Origin of the sequence: Deinococcus sp. YIM 134068 (genome assembly GCF_036543075.1) — a bacterium.
GTDB classification, from domain to species: domain Bacteria; phylum Deinococcota; class Deinococci; order Deinococcales; family Deinococcaceae; genus Deinococcus; species Deinococcus lichenicola.
In genome coordinates this window covers 32581-49222 of the sequence record NZ_JAZHPF010000023.1, presented here as the reverse complement: position 1 = coordinate 49222, position 16642 = coordinate 32581, and the positions used below count along the sequence as shown (strand labels likewise).

The following is a 16642-nucleotide window of genomic DNA, read 5'->3' as shown; positions in this document are numbered from 1 at the left end:
CCGGGCCCGCCGCCCCGCCGCCCGGAACCTTTTGTACGGACGTGGCCTGATCGTCCAGAATTCCAAGCGACCTGAGATCCTCGTCCGTGACGGTGGGAGTGTCCTCGCCGTTCGCCGCGTCAGCGGCGCCGCCGACAGGCGGCTGGGGGTGCGCGGTGCTCGGGATGTCCACCGGGGTCCCCTCTTCTCGCGCAGCGTCCCCCGTGGTGGTGTGCGGTGGCGGGCTGGGTTCGGCCACCGGCGCGGCCGTTTCGCTTGCGCGCGCGCGCGTGTTGTCTTCCAGATTGGAATGCACCACCACCTGGGAAGGATCCCTGAGAGAAGACCCCTGAGAGAAGACCCCTGTGGTATTGCTACGGGCATTTGCCCGGTTGGACGCGGAACTTTGCCCGGCTCCATCCGGAACTTTGCCCGACTCCATTCGGACATTTGCCCGAGTGCTCTCGGCGTCTTCGCCCGGGTGCTCCTGGGCGCTGTCTTCCCGCTCGTCCGCCGGGCTGGGGTCGAGTTCGGGGGGCTGTCGCCCGGCCTCCCAGGTGTCCACGGCGGCCTGCACGGCGGAGCGCATGAACATCCACTGGGGCTTGCGATCCCACTTGCGCCTGGGATTGGTGCGCGTGGCGAGAAAGCCCCGCTCGACCAGTCGAGCGAGCTTCTTGCGCAGGGTCTTCTCGTCGTAGATGCCTAACAGTTCGCCGACCCACTCGTCGGCGCTCATATGGACCCACAGCGACTCGTCGGCCTCGGGGATCTCGCCCCCGCTCACAGCGACCTTGTTGGTGTGCCGGGCCTGCTGGCGCTGGGCCAGCTTGTAGCCGTACCAGCGCTCGTTGGCGTTCAGGAGGTGGGCCTCGCACTTGTCCCCCTCGCAGATGGCGAGGTAGGACTCGCGCAGGGCCAGGGTGCGCTGCCCGGCGGGCTGGCGGATGACGGTAACGTCAACGGTCATGCGACTGCTCCAGCGCGGTCCTGGGGACGAGGTCCCCGCCCGGCACGTTGACCGGGCACGCCCAGGTGCGTATCCTGGGCACAGGCCGATGCCTCCGGACTCGCCAGTCCGGAAACAACTTCGAGTTTTACGAGACGGACACCCTCTGCGAGTAACGGCTGCCAGGCCGCGCGGGGGGTGAACCCGTTCATGGGATGCTCGGCCATGTCCGGGTCGTCTGGCAGTGTAACGCAGGTCAGGGTGGGGGGACGGATCGGGGGCGTGTCCACATCCGTCACCGTGGGTGCGCGCGCCCCCGGCACGCAAGGGGAGACGGGGCGGAGGGTGGCGGGAGGGCGGTCAAGTGTCGTCACGTCCCTCACCGTGGGTGCGCGCGCCCCCGGCACGCAAGTGAGGACGACTGGGGCAGCGGTAGGGTGGCGCTCAGGTGTCATCACATCCCACACCGTGGTTGCGCGCGCCCCCACGTGACAAGTGGGACCCCCCATCACGCTGCTCACCGAGCGCAACTCCTCGAGCCAGAGCAGCTCGCGGCAGCTGCTTCCCGCGCCAGGGTCTGGCGCGACCATCAGCTGTGTGCCCGCTCGGGCGAGCATCATCGTCGCCATCCCTACTGACAGGCCGTACAGGCGGCTCGGCTTCAGTGCGCTAGGCAACCTAACTTCGCCACGGGGGGCCTGGGACGAAACGGGCTGGGGAGACGGAGGTCGAGGGCGGATAGCTCGGCGAGGGGGTGGGAGTCGGGCACAGAGCAGGGCACGCGCGCGGGTGCAGATGTCAAGCCCACCGCCGCAGCTCGTCCGAAAGTTGGTCTTGCTGGGCCGTGAGGGTTGCACTCCTCGCCAGCGCACACGTGGGGTGTCAAGCAAATAGCTCTCGGGGCCACTTGAGACCGCGAACAGCGAACTACTTTAGTAAGCCATCTTACATTTTGATGCCGTATCCAAAATGCTGGGGACATGTCCACGACGGTCTTTTGACTGGTTCGTGCGGAAACGGTCGTTTTTAAGTCCGCTCCGCCTGTGCGGAGAACACGCACTTCCCGTGTTGCGAAACACTGTTGCAGAGTCGAATTGAATGGCAATAGAGCTTTGCAACGTCGCTCAAAGCGCGGTTGAGGTCGCTAGAGTAATCCGCTGTTCCTACTCTCAGGTCACCCCTAGTAGGTCAGTTGACGTAGAAGTAGGCTTTGAAGATGCCTCGCCGCCAGAAGAACCCGCTCCGTGTCCTGATGGATGAAGAGCGCGCCGAGTTGGTGCGGCTCAGTCGGTCGCACCACACCGCAGCGGCAGTCGTCAGCCGCGCCAAGACGCTGCTGGGGGTGGCGGCGGGCTTGCCCTACACCCAGGCGGCACGTAAGGCGGGGCGAAAATCAGGCGACGGGGTGGCCCACTTGGTCGCGCGGTTCAATCAGCATGGCCTCAAAGCACTGGAAACACGTCCAGGTGGACGTCCCCCCGTCATTTACGGTTCCGCTCAGCGGAACCGCATTCTGGAAACCGCACGCCGGAAACCGGATCGAGAACAGGACGGCACGGCCACCTGGTCCCTCACCACCCTGCAACGCGTGCTGCGCCGTGAAGCCGGTTTCGAGCACCTGAGTACGTACACCATCCTGGGTGTTTTGCACGAGGCAGGGCTGACCTGGCAGCGGGACCGCACCTGGTGTGAGACAGGCACGGCCAAGCGGCAACGGAAGACGGGCGTTGTGGTGGTCACAGACCCCGATGCCGAGGCGAAAAAAAGCTGATTGAGCAGGCGTATCTCGAAGCTGAAGGTGAAGGCCTGGCGGTCTGGGTGGAAGACGAGGCTGGACCGTACCAGGCCATTCCTCATCCAGGGACGGGCTGGCACCCTGAAGGGGAGCCAGCCCGTCTTGCGCACGAGTGGGTTCGGGGTGGGACGGCCAAGCTGCTGACCCTCTTCCATCCGGCCAGCGGTCAGGTGCGCGTTCGAGGCGTCACCAGTTGCACCAACGCCGTGCTACACCCTTGGATGCAGCAGACCCTGACCAAAGTTCTAGAGCAACTGCCGGTGGCAACACCGTTGCCACCGGCAGCAAACCGGGCGGCTTGGGAACGTTGGCAGGAGGGATTGAGCGTGAAGTTCACGTTGCTGGACACCCTGCCCACCCTGCGCCTGCTGCTGGTGATGGACAACCTGACGGGGCACAAGACGCCGGAGCTGGTGTGCTGGTTGATGCGGCAGGGGATCATGCCGCTCTACACCCCGGTGGCAGGGAGTTGGCTGAACATGGCCGAGTCGATCCAGCGCATCCTGGTTCGTCGCGCATTGGCAGGCCACCACCCCACCAGTGCAGGGCAAGTGATCGAGTGGTTGGAGGCCAGCGCACGGGGATGGAACAGCCACCCTACGCCCTTTGTCTGGGGCGGAAAACGACGAGCCCGCCGACAGCGGGCTCGTGCGAGACGACATCCTTTGGGCGGGTCCGGCGCCTATACCCTTCAGGTCGTTCAGTGAAACCTTATGGCTGCGTCAACTGACCCACTAGTTGCATTGGGACTATCTGGGCCGTTGACCCCGTCTCCTCTCCGAAGGTCTTTCGCGCTAGAAAGGGCTCAGCCTGCTATGACCAACCTGATCGATCAAGCCGAAGTCAACGCCATTCTCTGGCGGGCCTGCGACACCTTCCGCGGGACCGTGGACCCCAGCGAGTACAAGAACTACCTCCTGACCATGCTGTTCGTGAAGTACGTCAGCGACGTTTGGCAGGACCACTACGACGAACTCAGGGGCCAGTACGGGGACGACGAGGAGCGCATCCGCCGCCGCCTGGAGCGCGACCGTTTCTTAATGCCGCCCGGCACGCTCTTCCTCGACCTCTACCGCCAGCGGAACGCCGACAACCTCGGGGAGATCATCGACCAGGCCCTGCTCGCCATCGAGGACGCGAACAAGGCCAAGCTCGCGGGCGTGTTCCGCAACATCTCCTTTAACAGCGAGGCCGCCCTGGGGCAGACCAAGGAGCGCAACGTCCGCCTGCGGCACCTGCTGGAGGACTTCAACCACCCCAAGCTCGACCTGCGCCCCAGCCGCGTGCACAACCTCGACATCATCGGCAACGCCTACGAGTACTTGATCTCCCGTTTCGCCGCCGGGGCCGGGAAGAAGGCGGGCGAGTTCTACACCCCGCCCGAGGTCTCCGAGCTGATGGCCCGCCTCGCCGACCCGCAGCCCGGCGAGCGCATCTACGACCCCACCTGCGGCAGCGGCTCGCTGCTGATCAAGTGCGCCCAGCACGTGCAGCGGGCGGGCAGCCGCAACTACGCCATCTACGGGCAGGAGCAGAACGGCTCGACCTACGCCCTGGCCCGCATGAACATGTTCCTGCACAACGTGGACGACGCCCGCATCGAGTGGGGCGATACCATCCGCAACCCGCTGCACCTGGAAAACGACCGCCTGATGAAGTTTGAGGTCGTGGTCGCCAACCCGCCCTTCAGCCTCGACAAGTGGGGCGCGGACGACGTGGGGAACGACCGGCACCGGCGCTTCACGCGCGGCATCCCGCCGAAGGGTAAGGGCGATTACGCGTTCATCTCCCACATGGTCGCCAGCCTCACCGAGGTCGGCTCGCGCATGGTGGTCGTCGTGCCCCACGGCGTGCTGTTCCGTGGTGGGGCCGAAGGCAAGATTCGTCAGGGGCTGATCGAGGCCGGGTTGCTGGACGCCGTGATCGGCCTGCCCACCAACCTGTTTTTCGGCACGGGCATTCCCGCCGCGCTGCTGGTGTTCCGCCGGGGCCGGGAGCGGGGGGACGTGCTGTTTATCGACGCCAGCCGCGACTTTGCCGCCGGGAAGAACCAGAACACGTTGCGTGAGGCCGATCTGCGGCGGATCGTAGAGACGTACCGCGCCCGGCAGGACGTGGAGAAGCACGCCCGGACCGTGCCTGTCTCGGAAGTTGCCGCCAACGATTACAACCTGAATATCCCGCGATACGTGGATACCAAGGAAGCGGGCGACGAAATCGAGGTGGCCGCCCTGCAAGTGGAAATAGAGGGATTGGAGCAGGAGTGGGCACAGGCCAGGGCGAAGATGCAGGGGTACTTGCGGGAGTTGGGGTTTTGAAAGTGCCGGACGGATGGAAAAGACAGCATCTCCGAGACGTAATCAACGCAATGGAGGCGGGAGTCAGTGTAAATGGGGATGACAAACCAGCTTTGAACGGGGAAAAGGGTGTTTTGAGAGTCAGCGCAGTGAGCTACGGTGTGTTTGCTCCGGGCGCGAACAAACGTATTTTTCAAGCTGATTTAAACAGGGCGCGCATAAATCCACGAGCAGGCTCAATTATCGTTAGCAGGGCTAACACCTCTGAACTTGTTGGCGCATCGGCATACATAGAACAGGACTACGAGAACCTCTTTCTTCCAGATAAACTATGGCAGATTAGAAAAGAAGGCGTGAACGCGGACACGAAGTGGCTTTCTTTTTTCTTAGCATCGAGTCGAACGCGCGAAGTTATAAGCGGTAGGGCGACAGGCACAAGTAGCGGCATGAAAAACGTCTCGCAGGATGCTTTTCTAGGCGTGCCCATCCTCCTCCCACCCCTCCCCGAACAACGTCGAATCGCCGCCATCCTCTCCCAGTGGGACGATTCCCTTTCCATCCTGTCGCGCCTGATCGAAGCCAAGCGGCAGCAAAAGCGCGGGCTGGCCGAGGCGCTATTGACGGGCAAGCGGAGGCTACCGGGGTTTGAGGGGGAGTGGGAATTACAGCCCCTAAGTAAGTTCCTGCGTGAAAGTCGCGTCCCCGGCTCGAACGGAACAACGGCCCGAAAGCTTACGGTCAAGCTATGGGGAAAAGGCGTTTACGAGAAGCGGGAAAAATTGTTGGGCAGTGAGAATACAAAGTATTTCAAACGCAGGGCAGGGCAACTCATTTTTAGCAAGCTTGATTTCTTGAACGGTGCGTTTGGAGTGGTGCCGAAAGATTTAGATGGCCTGGAATCTACTCTAGACCTCCCTTGTTTCGACTTTCTACCGGGCTTAGAACCGCAATTCCTGCTTGAGTACATTTCAAGGGAGGAGTTCTACCGCCAGTTTGAGGGCGGTGCTATCGGTGGCCGAAAAGCCAGGCGAGTCATGCCAGAAGAGTTTTTGAAGGCAGAAGTTGAACTTCCTCCCCTCCCCGAGCAACAAGCCATTGCCTCGGTCCTCTCCACGCTGGACGAGGAGCTTTCGGCGCTGGAACGGCTCAGGACCTCGGTGCAGGAGCAGAAGCGCGGGCTGATGGACTTGCTGCTGACGGGCCGGGTGCGGGTGAAGGTGGAGGAGGCGTCGTGAACTATTACAAGGTGATGCTGGGCAAGGGGAGCCAGTTCGCGGCGCAGGCCATCCGGGACGGCTTTATCGGCATCGACGACAGCACTGTACAGGACCTCACGCCCCTGCTCGGACTGCTCGAACCCGAGTTCCGGGAGCGGGTGAGGCCGGGCCTGGAGGCCGCCAGCCCGGGTGCGTCCAGGGGCACCATCAGCCAGTACGCCACGACGCTCTGGCGCATCGCCCAGGCGATTGGAGTGGGCGACGTGATCCTGTCGCCCGACGGGACCCCCGGCCAACTGCGCGTGGGCGAGGTCACGGGCACCTACCACTACGCGGCGGGGGAACCTCTCCCTCACCGACGGGCCGTGCAGTGGCACCCCCTGCCGATTCAGCGCTCGGACATGAGTGTGCCCCTCCAGAACTCGTCGGGCGGCATCACGACGATCATCGACCTCACCGCGTACGGGCCGGAGATCGCCCTGCTGACGGGGAGTGCCGCCCCGGCGGGCCTCCCGGCGGCGCTTCCGGTGGCCGACCCCAGCTTCCAGATGGAAAAGGAGTTGGAGAACTTCCTTGTGGCGAACTGGGCGCACACCGAACTGGGCCCCCAGTACGACCTGTACGCCGACGAGGGCGGCAACGTGATCGGGCAGCAGTATCAGACCGCCACCGGTCCCATCGACATCCTCGCGGTGAGCAAGGACCGGAGCGAGCTGCTCGTCGTCGAACCCAAGCGCGGGAAGGCGACGGATCAGGTCGTGGGCCAGATTCAGCGGTACATGGGGTACGTCAAGAGGGAGGTGGCGGACGACGGGCAGCGGGTGCGCGGCCTGATCATTGCCCTGGGGGACGACCCCAAGCTGCAGTACGCGCTGGAGGTTGCCCCGGACATCAGCTTCTACACGTACCGGGTCAGCTTCAAGTTGAACCACGCGGGCGGCCACCTGCTCTGACGGAGTGACGCCGACCAGAGCGCGGGCCGACTGGCTCCGGAAGGGACAGCTTGTGCCGAGGGTGCGAGACACTCAAGGCAGCAGCGTCTGGGCGTAGGATTGGAGCAGTCGGGCACGACCTCGCGCCAAACTCATGAAGGTGAGCTGCTACTGAGCTTGCTACGCTATAGATGAGCGCGGCTGAGAAGCACGTCCTTCATTTCGGTCACCTGGGACGTGCGGAGCCAATGGTGAGCCCGGCGCAGGAGGTGTCCTTGTCAACCTGGTATATGGACGAGACGCTGCCCGTCCCCTCACGGCCCGCCCTGCTCCCGCCTCCCTCAGCCCACGACTGAGGTACATCCGCGCTCCACCCTCTGAGGAGCGCGAGCGGTGGAGTTGCTGCTGGCGGGCACTCGATGGTTACGGGCGCTTCACGCCTGACCTGAAAGTCTTTCATACGTCAGGCTGGAGGGAGAAGCATGCGAACCATGCTGGCACTGCTCACGTGTTGTGTGCTGCTGACTGTCAACGTTGCAGCACAGTTCGGCGTTCCCACACCGGCCCCGAGCAATCCGGGGACCAGCCCTCTGCCGTTTCCCGTCGGACCCTCGCCGAACCCGCAACTCCCCCCCCTGCCCTTCCCCCAGCCCAATCCCCCGGGCTTCCCGTCTGGCGTGAGCGTGCCTGGGCCCTGGGTAACCGCCCTCCCGGCCGTGCCGCCCCTGATCCGGCCCACGCTGACGCCACCCCTCGTGCCGGTGCGGCTGGATTTTCCCTCGAGTACGAACCTGACCGACCGCCTCAATGTGCTCACGCGGACTCGGGTCGCGCTCACGATCCCCAACAGCACTGAATCTGCTGTCCTGAGCAACGGGATCGTTCGCCTAACGGGGGCAGTGGTGGAACTGCCCGAGGTCCCCGGCGCGCTGGCGATAGTGCGGTTGAGTGCGGTCGGTCAGGTCAGAGCGAACGGCCTCGTCCTTTTCCAACGGCTGTACCGTTTGGACCTCACGGGTGTGCCGGCCACGACAGGTGCACAGGTCACCGTGCCGCTCGACCGTGACCTGCTCGACCAGGACGTGGAGTTCACCACCGAGGTAGACGGTGTAGAACGTGTCGTGCCCTTCGTCGAGACGCTCGACGAACGGACCGGCGCGCGCTTCGCGACCCTTAGCCTGGACGTGTCGGGTACTGCGAGACGTGTCGTCACGTGGGCAGTTACCGTCAGGCCCCCACCCGACAAGCTGCTGGAGGCGTGCCTGAATGGCAGTGTCTCGGGTGCGTTCGTCAGTTTCAAGAACGATATCGGGCGTGTCAACGGGTATTGTCGCTGTCCTGTGGGGCACAATGCCGTGAATGGCCGCTGTCAGGGGTCGTCCAACCTGAAAGCAGTTCTGCCCAGTGAAGGCTGGTTGATGTTGCAAGCTAACGTTGGAAACGCCAATTGCCCGCCGTTCAATTTCAAACTGTGCAGAACAAGTGCGGAGCAGGCAGTGCGTGAGGAGATCGCCTTGACACGGCCAGACCTCGTCGTGTTGCAAGAGCTGCTCGACGACCGCTGTGACGAGATAGATGCAAAGTACAAGAACGCGGGCCGGTACACCTGCACAGCCGATGGACCACCGCAGGTAGAGCGGATTTTGGAGGGCTTGGATTATGGTCGGGCCCTCTGCGCGAAGAAGGCTGATGGCAGTGCTGCGTACGAATGTACGGCGGCCAGGCGGGGCGTGCTTGAGCTTTCCAAGGTGAAGCAGAGTCCAGCGGCCTGTTCAACGGACACGGGGCACTTCAGCGTGCTGGCACGCCCTGTTGGTCCTGGGGGGCGACCGTTCCGGGTGGTGAACGTGCACTTCGACGCCATTGTGGCGCAACTTGGAGCCGAATTGGCCGCTGCCTTGCAACGCCTGCTTATCCCTGGGAACACAGCTCGGCTGGAGTTTCTGAACGTGCAACGACGTGCGGTATGCCGCAGCGAACAGCTTCAGGCCCTGTTCGCTGAGATTCAGTACTCGCCGCTGGTTGTGGCGGCGGGTGACTTCAATATCGACGGGTGCGCACTGCTGCCTGACATCCTGCATGACGCCTTCTACGCGTGGGTAGCGCCGCCTGTGGCGGGGGCGTCATGCGGCGTAGAACCCCGCATGTCCAGTCGGCCGTTCCAGATGCTCAGCAGCCTGCCGCGATCGTACGGGTTGTTCGGGTACGACCACGTGATCGCGAGGGGTCTGGACGGCGAGTGCGAAGTACGACAGGGCTCGCAATACTTCGGCCCATTCGACCACCCGTGGACGGCGTGCCGCCTGCAAATCCGGTGAGCGGAGGAAAATTGCACGCCGCGTGGCGTCACTCGGATGTGGAAGGAGGCTTGGGAGATGCGGTGGATGCTGCTGGTGGTGTGCTGGTGGGTCGGTGTGGCGGCAGGACAGGTAAGTGTCAGTGACCCCAAGGAGTGGAGTGAATATTCGTCGAAACCCGTGCCGCTCACCCTGTACAACGCGGGCCAGCCCACGACGGTCGAGGTGCGCCTCTCTGGGGCAGGCATCGACGACCAGACCCGCCTGGTGTCTCTGAATGTGAAGAGTGGCACGACCCTGCACGAGGTGGATCTGGCCAACCTGGGTGTAAATAATGAGACGTTCCCCGATTCAACGCCTCAGGGGTGGAAGCTGACCGGGGCGTTGACAGTCGGGTCGGGCGCAAATGGTGTGGTTGTGCCGGTCACGCTGTATCACGAACGCTACCGCCTCACGGCGTCCCGTTGGCTGTGGGCATTCCCGTTGCTCGCAACGTTGGGGGTGATGGGGTTCGTACTGGTCGCTTTGAGGAGCAGCGTAGGGAAGCGCATGAAGGAGGTGGAGTTCAAGGCCGACGCCATGTGGATCTCCAATTTCACGGTCATCGCGACGCTCTTTACAGGCGTGTCGGGTGTGGCTGTGCTGGACGGACCCAACTCGGTGCTGGTGCCGGTTCTGGCGGCGGTGTTTGCAGCCTGTGCAGGTGTTGGGCCCCTGTTCTACCGCCTCTCTCTCAATCGCGTTCTGCCGGACGGGGGAGGAGAAAAGGCGGTGGGGCGCGTGGGTGGATTTTTGCTCGCGTCCGCGTTCACGTTGTTCGGGAGTTTCGGGGGGTTGTATCTGCTGTATTTCCTGCTCGCCCGCCTCTCCGCCGACCAGTGGGGAACTGCGGTGCCCTGGCCCGCGATCATTGGTCTGGGAACGGGCGCAGTGGCAGTCCTGGTGTCGTGGTTCGCTGTTCTCACGTTGGTTGAAACCGTGAAGGCGAATATCATTTCGCCTGCACAAGTAGTGGCGTTACAAGTGGCTCGCCAGCCCCATCTACTGTGAGGCACAGGGCCCGTTGGTCGTTCCAGAATCAGCCTTACGTCAAAAGGATTGGAGCGAGAACGTGATGTTCTTAACGCGCAGTGTTTCCTTATTCTTGATGATGTGCGTGTCCGCCAACGCCTACCCGAACGCTCGACTTCAAGTTGGAAATACCGACAACCTGCTGGCGCTGCGGCCCGGTGACTACTGCGCGCCTCGCCTGCGGGTAAACATCGTCGAAAACAGCACGGAGTTGCCGGCCCTGAGTGCCGCAGTAGGGAACTTCGCGGCGTTTGCCGGTCACGCCAATATTTTCGGTGACGCACAAACGGACCGGCGGCGGTGCTTCGTGGTGCCGTACGTGGATGTGGATTATTGGAACCTGCCTTCCGGAGACCAGGTCACCTGGTCGTTTACCTTGAATTTTGCAGTACCACAACTGAACACGGCCTTCGTCACGCGGGACCAGGGGGCGGTGCGGCGGCTGGGCCAATCGTACTGGGTAAGCCTCGCGAGTGGAACCGACCTCGGTGTCGCAGCATCCCGCGAGGCCGTGGAGGGCCTGGCAGTAGAGCGCCTGCGGTACGCCTTTCGTGCGGTGGCGGGCTGGGTCGTGAGCCGAAGACCGCGTTGAAGGTGTACCCGAGGCGGAACTGCCCCGATTCGCGGCAGCGCAGGCCCGTAGAGGTTCACTGCTGAAAGAAAAGGAGAAGCTGCATGGGCGCATCCTATTGGTGTTCGGTGATGGCCACGGCCCTCTTCTCGTCCACCACCGCGGCGCAGACCTTCCTGGCCAGCCAGCAGTCGGGATGTCCCGACGCCACGCCCGAGGAGGAGAAGTTGTTCCGGTTGATACCTGTGCCAACTCCGCGGATCGAAACGAAAGGCCGTTTGCAGTTGGTTGGAATCAATGCACACCTGGCTGCTCACCAGCAGGCCGATTTCGCTAAGATTCCCCAGGCATGGTCGCTGCTGTCGTCCCGCATGGTCCAGCTTGAGGGCAAGACCAACCGGAGTTCAGCGTTCACCAATGTTGGGGCGCCCAACCGCTTCTCCGGGTATGAAGTCTGTTTCGGTGCCGGGGGAGGGAACTTCTACTTCATGCCTGCCGTGGAGGTCAGCACGACGCGGTTCGTGCCGCCGGGAATGACGGTTCTCGTGCTGCCCCCTCAGCGTTACGCCGTTTTCTCATTCAGCGGACAGCGGGCCGATATCGGCAACCTGCGCTATAGCATTGCCAAAACGTTCTGGAAGACGTCGAAGTATGTGCGGGCCGACGCCCCCAACATCACCGTCTACCCACCGGGTGACACGGGCCGCTCCGAGACAGTGGAACTGCAGTTCTGGATACCGATCAAACCCTGACGCTCTGTAAGGGTTCAACCTCGGCACGCCTCCAGAAAACGCTGGATCTGATTCCGGGCCTCCTCCATCCCCGTGATGGGGTGGAGGAGGTCTTCCGCCAGCGCCCGGTAAGGACCGCGCCAGTCCTCCGGGGGAGCAGGCACCTCGTTCGGCAGGGAATGGGAGCCGTACCGGTCGAACACCGCCTCCACGAGCCGGAGTACCTCCGCTGAGGGGGTGAGGTGCAGCTCACCGATGATCAGGCTCAGGTCCAGCAGGTCCTTGACCCGGGTGCGGCCTCCCTCGGGGCGGGGCCGCGTGTAGGCGTGCAGCTTCTCGGCGAAGTGCTCGGGCAGCGGGTAGGTGGGAAAGGCCTGCGGGGGAAGGTCGGCGAAGCTCAGGTCCACCCGGGCGGGCAGCCGGTCGAGGGCGCTCCAGATCAGGTCGCCCTGCCCGACGTCGATCACGAACGTCGTGAAGGGCAGGGTCCCGTCGAGGAAGGCCTGGACGCGGAAGCGCTGCCCTCCCTCGGGCGGTCCCCCCAGGGTGCCGCGTTCCGGGGGCTGCACCACGAAGCGGAAGTGGTCGCCCAGGTCCTGCTCGGCGGCAGCCTGCAAGGTGTCGAGGAGGTCGGCACCGCCCAGGGCATGGAAGTCCAGGTCCTTGGTCGCCCGGGCCCGGCCCCCCAGCCGCAGTTCGAGGGCGTACCCGCCCTTGAGCACCCAGGTCTCCCCCACCACGGCGAACAGGCGGGCCAGGAAGCGCTCGTAGGCGAGGCGGCGCTGGAGCCGGGCAAGGTCCTCCCCCGCCCCGGCCTGTTCCCGCAGGCGGTCGTTGAGGGCGCGGCGAAAGTCGCGGGCGGTCCTGTACCTCACAAGTTCTCCAGGGCGGCCAGCAGACGGCGCCGGGCGGTGGGGTCGAGGGTGGGGTCCCCGAGGCGTTCCTCGAGCTTCCGGCGGCGAACCAGGCCGCGCTCTAGCGCCTCGCGCAGCCCCTGGTGCAGGTGCTCGGGGCTGAGGTCGCTCCCCGCAAGGTCCAGCAGGGTGCGCAGGGGGGTGGTGAGGCAGTAGCCCTGAGCCGGCTGGAGGTCGGCCTCCGGCAGGACGCCACGATGGAGCACCACGCCGGGGGGCGGGCGCTTGCGGAACCCCGGGGGCACGACGAGGTGGACGCGGTCAGGCATCAGGTCGCTGAGGTCGTGGAGCATCAGGGCGGTGTCGAACCCGAGGACCCCCTGGGGCTCGTCCTGGTGGTCCCGGCTCCACAGGCTGAGCTGCACGTACGGCTCGTGTGGAGTATCCGGGTACTGCTCCAGCCGGTAGAGGCCGTGACCGACGTGCCGCCAGGCTCCCTGCTGAGCGGAGTAGGTGTGCATGCGGCGGGAGTACCCGGCCGCCTCCGCCTGCTTGGCCGTGAAGTACCCCGCCTGCCCGTCGGCCACCGCGAAGAGGGCCGCCCGCCGCTGACTGGTGGTGCCGGAAGCCGCAAACATGCAGGAATATTACAGAATATGTAATGTTTTTGCCATGCTCCCCCCCGGCCTCGCGCGCAACTGCGTCCGACGAGACGCCGCCCGGACGGTAGGCTGACGGCACCCCGGAGGTCGCCTTGTCCAGCACGCCCGAATTCCGTGAGATCGTCTCCAGCCAACTGCCCGCCCTGGCCGAACTGGTGGGGCTCGGCTACACCTTCCTGAGCCCCGGGGAGGCGCTGCGTCTGCGGCGGGGCCGCCGGGGGCAGGTGATCCTGACGGACGTGCTGCTGGCGTCGCTCGCCCGCCTGAACCGTGTGCACTACCTGGACCGCGAGCTGCCGTTCACGGAGGAGGCCCTGCAGAAGGCGGCCGATCAGTTGCTCGCCCTGCCCTTCGAGGCGCAGTACACGACCGCGCAGCGGGCCTACGACCTGCTGACCCTCGGCACGAGCGTGGAGCAGACGGTGGACGGGGACCGCAAGAGCTTCAGCGTGCGGTACATCGACTGGGAACACCCGGCGAATAACACCTGGCACGTCACCGAGGAGTACGAGGTCGAGCGCAGCGGCAGCACCCGGACCCGTCGGCCCGACATCGTGCTCTTCTGCAACGGGATTCCGCTCGCCGTCATCGAGTGCAAGCGCCCCGACCTGGAGGGGTCGGTCGCGGAGGCCATCTCGCAGACCCTGCGCAACCACGCCCGGGAGGAGATTCCGCTGCTGTACTCGTTCGCCCAGCTCCTGCTCGCGGTGGCGCAGAACGACGCGAGGTACGGCACGACCGGGGCGGACGCGCGGTACTGGGCGACCTGGCGGGAGGAGGACCCCCAGGTGAGTGCGCGGGTGACGGAACTCGTCAGCACGCCGCTCCCTCAGGAGGTGCGGCGGGCCATCCTGGGTTGGCGGGACGAGCCCCTGCGGTCGAGGCTGGACCGCGTCTGGCACGAGGGCGACCGTCTGCCGAGCGCGCAGGACGCCCTGATCGGGTCGCTGTTGGCCCCCGCGCGGCTGCTCGAATTCATCCGGGGTTTCATTGTCTTCGACGCGGGGGTGAAGAAGGCCGCCCGCTCCCAGCAGTACTTCGCGGTGAAGGAGGCCGTGCGGCGGGTGCAGGAACGCACGCCCGGCGGCGCCCGGCGGGGCGGCGTGGTGTGGCACACCACGGGCAGCGGGAAGAGCCTGACGATGGTGATGCTCGCCCGGGCGCTGACGGGCCTCCCCGGCGTGGCGGCGCCCCGCATCGTGCTCGTGACGGACCGGATCGACCTCGACGAGCAGATCGCGGGCACCTTCAGGAACACGGGCGCCGCCGTCGTGAAGGCCGGGAGTGGCCGCCACCTGCTGGACCTGCTCGCCTCCGAGCGGACGCAGGTGGTCACCACCGTCCTCGACAAGTTCGAGACGGTCGCCCGGGAGGGGCTGAAGGTGGAGAGCGCGGACGTGTTCGTCCTCGTGGACGAGTCCCACCGCAGCCAGTACGGGAGCGCGAACGCCCTGATGCGCTCGGTGCTGCCGCAGGCCTGCCTGATCGGCTTCACGGGCACGCCGCTGCTCAGGAAGGAGAAGAGCACCGCTGAGAAGTTCGGCGGCATCCTGCACGCGTACTCCATGAGCCGTGCCGTGCAGGACGGGGCGGTCACGCCCCTGAAGTACGAGGCCCGGCACGCGGAACTGCGCGGCGCCCAGGAGCAGATCGACCGCTGGTTCGAGCGGGTCACCCGGGACCTTACTGACGCGCAGCGGGCGGACGTGAAGCGGCAGTTCCGCACCTCGCAGGCCGTGCTGGGGGCGGCCTCCCGGCTGGAGGAGATCGCCTACGATGTCGGCGAGCACTTCGCCCGGACGTACGGGGGGCGCGGCCTGAAGGCCCAGTTCGCGGTGGGCAGCAAGCTCGACGCGGTGCGTTACAAGAGGATCTTCGAGCGCTGGGGCCGGGTGAGTGTGGGCCTGGTCATCAGCGCTCCGGACACCCGCGAGGGACGCGAGAGCGTGGACGAGTCGGACGTGCCCGAGGTGCAGGCCTTCTGGCGCGACATGTTTGGACGTTACGGCACACCGGAGAACTACCAGAAGAGCGTGATTGAGGCCTTCAAGGGGGACGGGGAGCCGGAGCTCCTGATCGTGGTGGACAAGCTCCTCACGGGCTTCGACGCGCCCCGCAACGCGGTGCTGTACCTCGACAAGCGCCTGAAAGAGCACAACATCCTCCAGGCCATCGCCCGGGTGAACCGCCTGTACGAGGGCAAGGACTATGGGCTGGTCGTGGACTACCGGGGCATCTTCAGCGAATTGCAGGAGGCGCTCGACATCTACGCGGCGCTGGAGGCGGAGGGCTTCGACCCGGCGGACGTGGCGGGGACGCTGGAGGGCGTGGACGTGGAAATCGCCCTGCTGCCCACGCGGCACGGGCATGTCTGGGACGTGTTCGCGGGGGTGAACCGCCACGACCTCGAGGCGCTGCAGCGGCACCTGGAACCCCAGGACCGCCGCGACACGTTCTATGAGACGCTGACCGCCTTCGCGAAGACGCTGCAATTGGCCCTCTCCACGCCGAGCTTTCTCGACGCCACCCCGGAAGGCACCCGCCAGACCTACCTCCGGGACCTGCGCTTCTTTCTGAACCTGCGGACCACCGTGAAGCGGCGTTACGGGGAGAGCGTGGACTTCGGTCCCCTGGAGGCCCAACTGCGTAAGCTCGTGCAGGAACACGTGGGGGCCGACAGCGTGCGGCAGCTCGCCGAACCGGTGAGCCTTTTCGACCCCCTGGCTTCGGACGAGGAACTGGCGGCGGTGGAGGGCGACGCGGCCCGGGCGGATACGATGGCGGGCCGCATCCGCCGGGCCATCACCGAGCGCATGGAGGAGGACCCGGTCTTCTACAAGCGCCTCTCCGAACTCGTGGACGAGGCCATCGCGGACCACCGCGCCGAGCGGCTGGGCGATCTGGAGTACCTCCGGCGCGCCGAGGAACTCGTCCGCCTCACCCGGGAGAAGGGTGGCGGGGAGGGGGACGACCGCCTGCGGGGCCGGGACGCCGCCCGCGCGTACCTGGGACTGCTTCAGGACGGGCTGGGGCCGTTGCTGCCGGGTCTGGACGGCCTGGGCGACCACCTCACGACGGCGGCGCTGACCTTCGAGGAGAGGATCGAGGCGCTCAAAATCCGCGACTGGCACACGAACCTCGGGGTGCGTAACCGCATGATCGACGCGCTGGACGACCACCTTTATGACTTGGAGCGGCACCTCGGCACACGCATTCCGCACTCGGTCCGGGATACCCTGTTCGAGAGGGTGCTGTCGGTCGCCCGGCACCGGGACGCCTGAGTGGGG

Annotated in this window: 13 protein-coding genes; 10 read left to right on the top strand and 3 right to left on the bottom strand. The window is 65.2% G+C overall.

The annotated features are described in order from the left end of the window. A partial coding sequence (locus tag V3W47_RS16660) for a hypothetical protein (RefSeq protein ID WP_331826352.1) occupies positions 1-949 on the bottom strand: 949 nt, incomplete at its 3' end. A 1195-nt stretch (positions 950-2144) separates the two neighbouring features. On the opposite strand from V3W47_RS16660, the gene V3W47_RS16655 reads away from it, so the two are divergent. The 9 genes from V3W47_RS16655 to V3W47_RS16615 all read left to right on the top strand — a co-directional run bounded on the left by V3W47_RS16655 (position 2145) and on the right by V3W47_RS16615 (position 11860). Continuing rightward, a complete protein-coding gene (locus V3W47_RS16655; protein WP_331826351.1) occupies positions 2145-2699 on the top strand; it encodes a helix-turn-helix domain-containing protein in 555 nt (184 codons plus the stop codon). 47 nt (positions 2700-2746) lie between these two features. Beyond that, positions 2747-3430, top strand: coding sequence for a transposase (locus V3W47_RS16650; protein ID WP_331826350.1), 684 nt, complete (start codon positions 2747-2749; stop codon positions 3428-3430). A gap of 108 nt (positions 3431-3538) precedes the next feature. Next, positions 3539-5041, top strand: coding sequence for a type I restriction-modification system subunit M (locus tag V3W47_RS16645; RefSeq protein ID WP_331826349.1), 1503 nt, complete (start codon positions 3539-3541; stop codon positions 5039-5041). Between the two features lie 2 nt (positions 5042-5043). Continuing rightward, positions 5044-6255 (top strand): restriction endonuclease subunit S, encoded by a 1212-nt coding sequence (locus V3W47_RS16640; protein ID WP_331826353.1) that lies wholly within the window; start codon positions 5044-5046, stop codon positions 6253-6255. Continuing rightward, complete coding sequence (locus V3W47_RS16635; protein ID WP_331826348.1) at positions 6252-7190, top strand: endonuclease NucS domain-containing protein; 939 nt, start codon at positions 6252-6254, stop codon at positions 7188-7190. Before V3W47_RS16640 ends, V3W47_RS16635 begins: the two co-directional genes overlap by 4 nt. Positions 7191-7885: 695 nt before the next feature. Then, positions 7886-9487 carry a hypothetical protein gene (locus V3W47_RS16630; RefSeq protein WP_331826347.1) on the top strand — a complete coding sequence of 534 codons (1602 nt, stop codon included), beginning with the start codon at positions 7886-7888 and terminating at the stop codon, positions 9485-9487. A gap of 66 nt (positions 9488-9553) precedes the next feature. Then, on the top strand, positions 9554-10516 hold the full coding sequence (locus V3W47_RS16625; protein ID WP_331826346.1) for a hypothetical protein: 963 nt from the start codon (positions 9554-9556) through the stop codon (positions 10514-10516). Between the two features lie 106 nt (positions 10517-10622). Beyond that, entirely contained in the window at positions 10623-11129 is a 507-nt protein-coding gene (locus V3W47_RS16620; protein WP_331826345.1) for a hypothetical protein, read from the top strand. 83 nt (positions 11130-11212) lie between these two features. Next, positions 11213-11860, top strand: a complete 648-nt coding sequence (locus tag V3W47_RS16615; protein ID WP_331826344.1) for a GyrI-like domain-containing protein — start codon at positions 11213-11215, stop codon at positions 11858-11860. Between the two features lie 14 nt (positions 11861-11874). Here V3W47_RS16615 and V3W47_RS16610 read toward each other — a convergent pair whose 3' ends face one another. Continuing rightward, a complete protein-coding gene (locus tag V3W47_RS16610; protein WP_331826343.1) occupies positions 11875-12714 on the bottom strand; it encodes a nucleotidyl transferase AbiEii/AbiGii toxin family protein in 840 nt (279 codons plus the stop codon). After that, on the bottom strand, positions 12711-13331 hold the full coding sequence (locus V3W47_RS16605; protein ID WP_331826342.1) for a type IV toxin-antitoxin system AbiEi family antitoxin domain-containing protein: 621 nt from the start codon (positions 13329-13331) through the stop codon (positions 12711-12713). The genes V3W47_RS16610 and V3W47_RS16605 overlap by 4 nt, the downstream gene beginning before the upstream one ends. A gap of 116 nt (positions 13332-13447) precedes the next feature. Here V3W47_RS16605 and V3W47_RS16600 point away from each other — a divergent pair, with 116 nt between their 5' ends. Further along, positions 13448-16636 carry a type I restriction endonuclease subunit R gene (locus V3W47_RS16600; protein WP_331826341.1) on the top strand — a complete coding sequence of 1063 codons (3189 nt, stop codon included), beginning with the start codon at positions 13448-13450 and terminating at the stop codon, positions 16634-16636. The last annotated feature ends 6 nt before the right edge of the window (positions 16637-16642 follow it).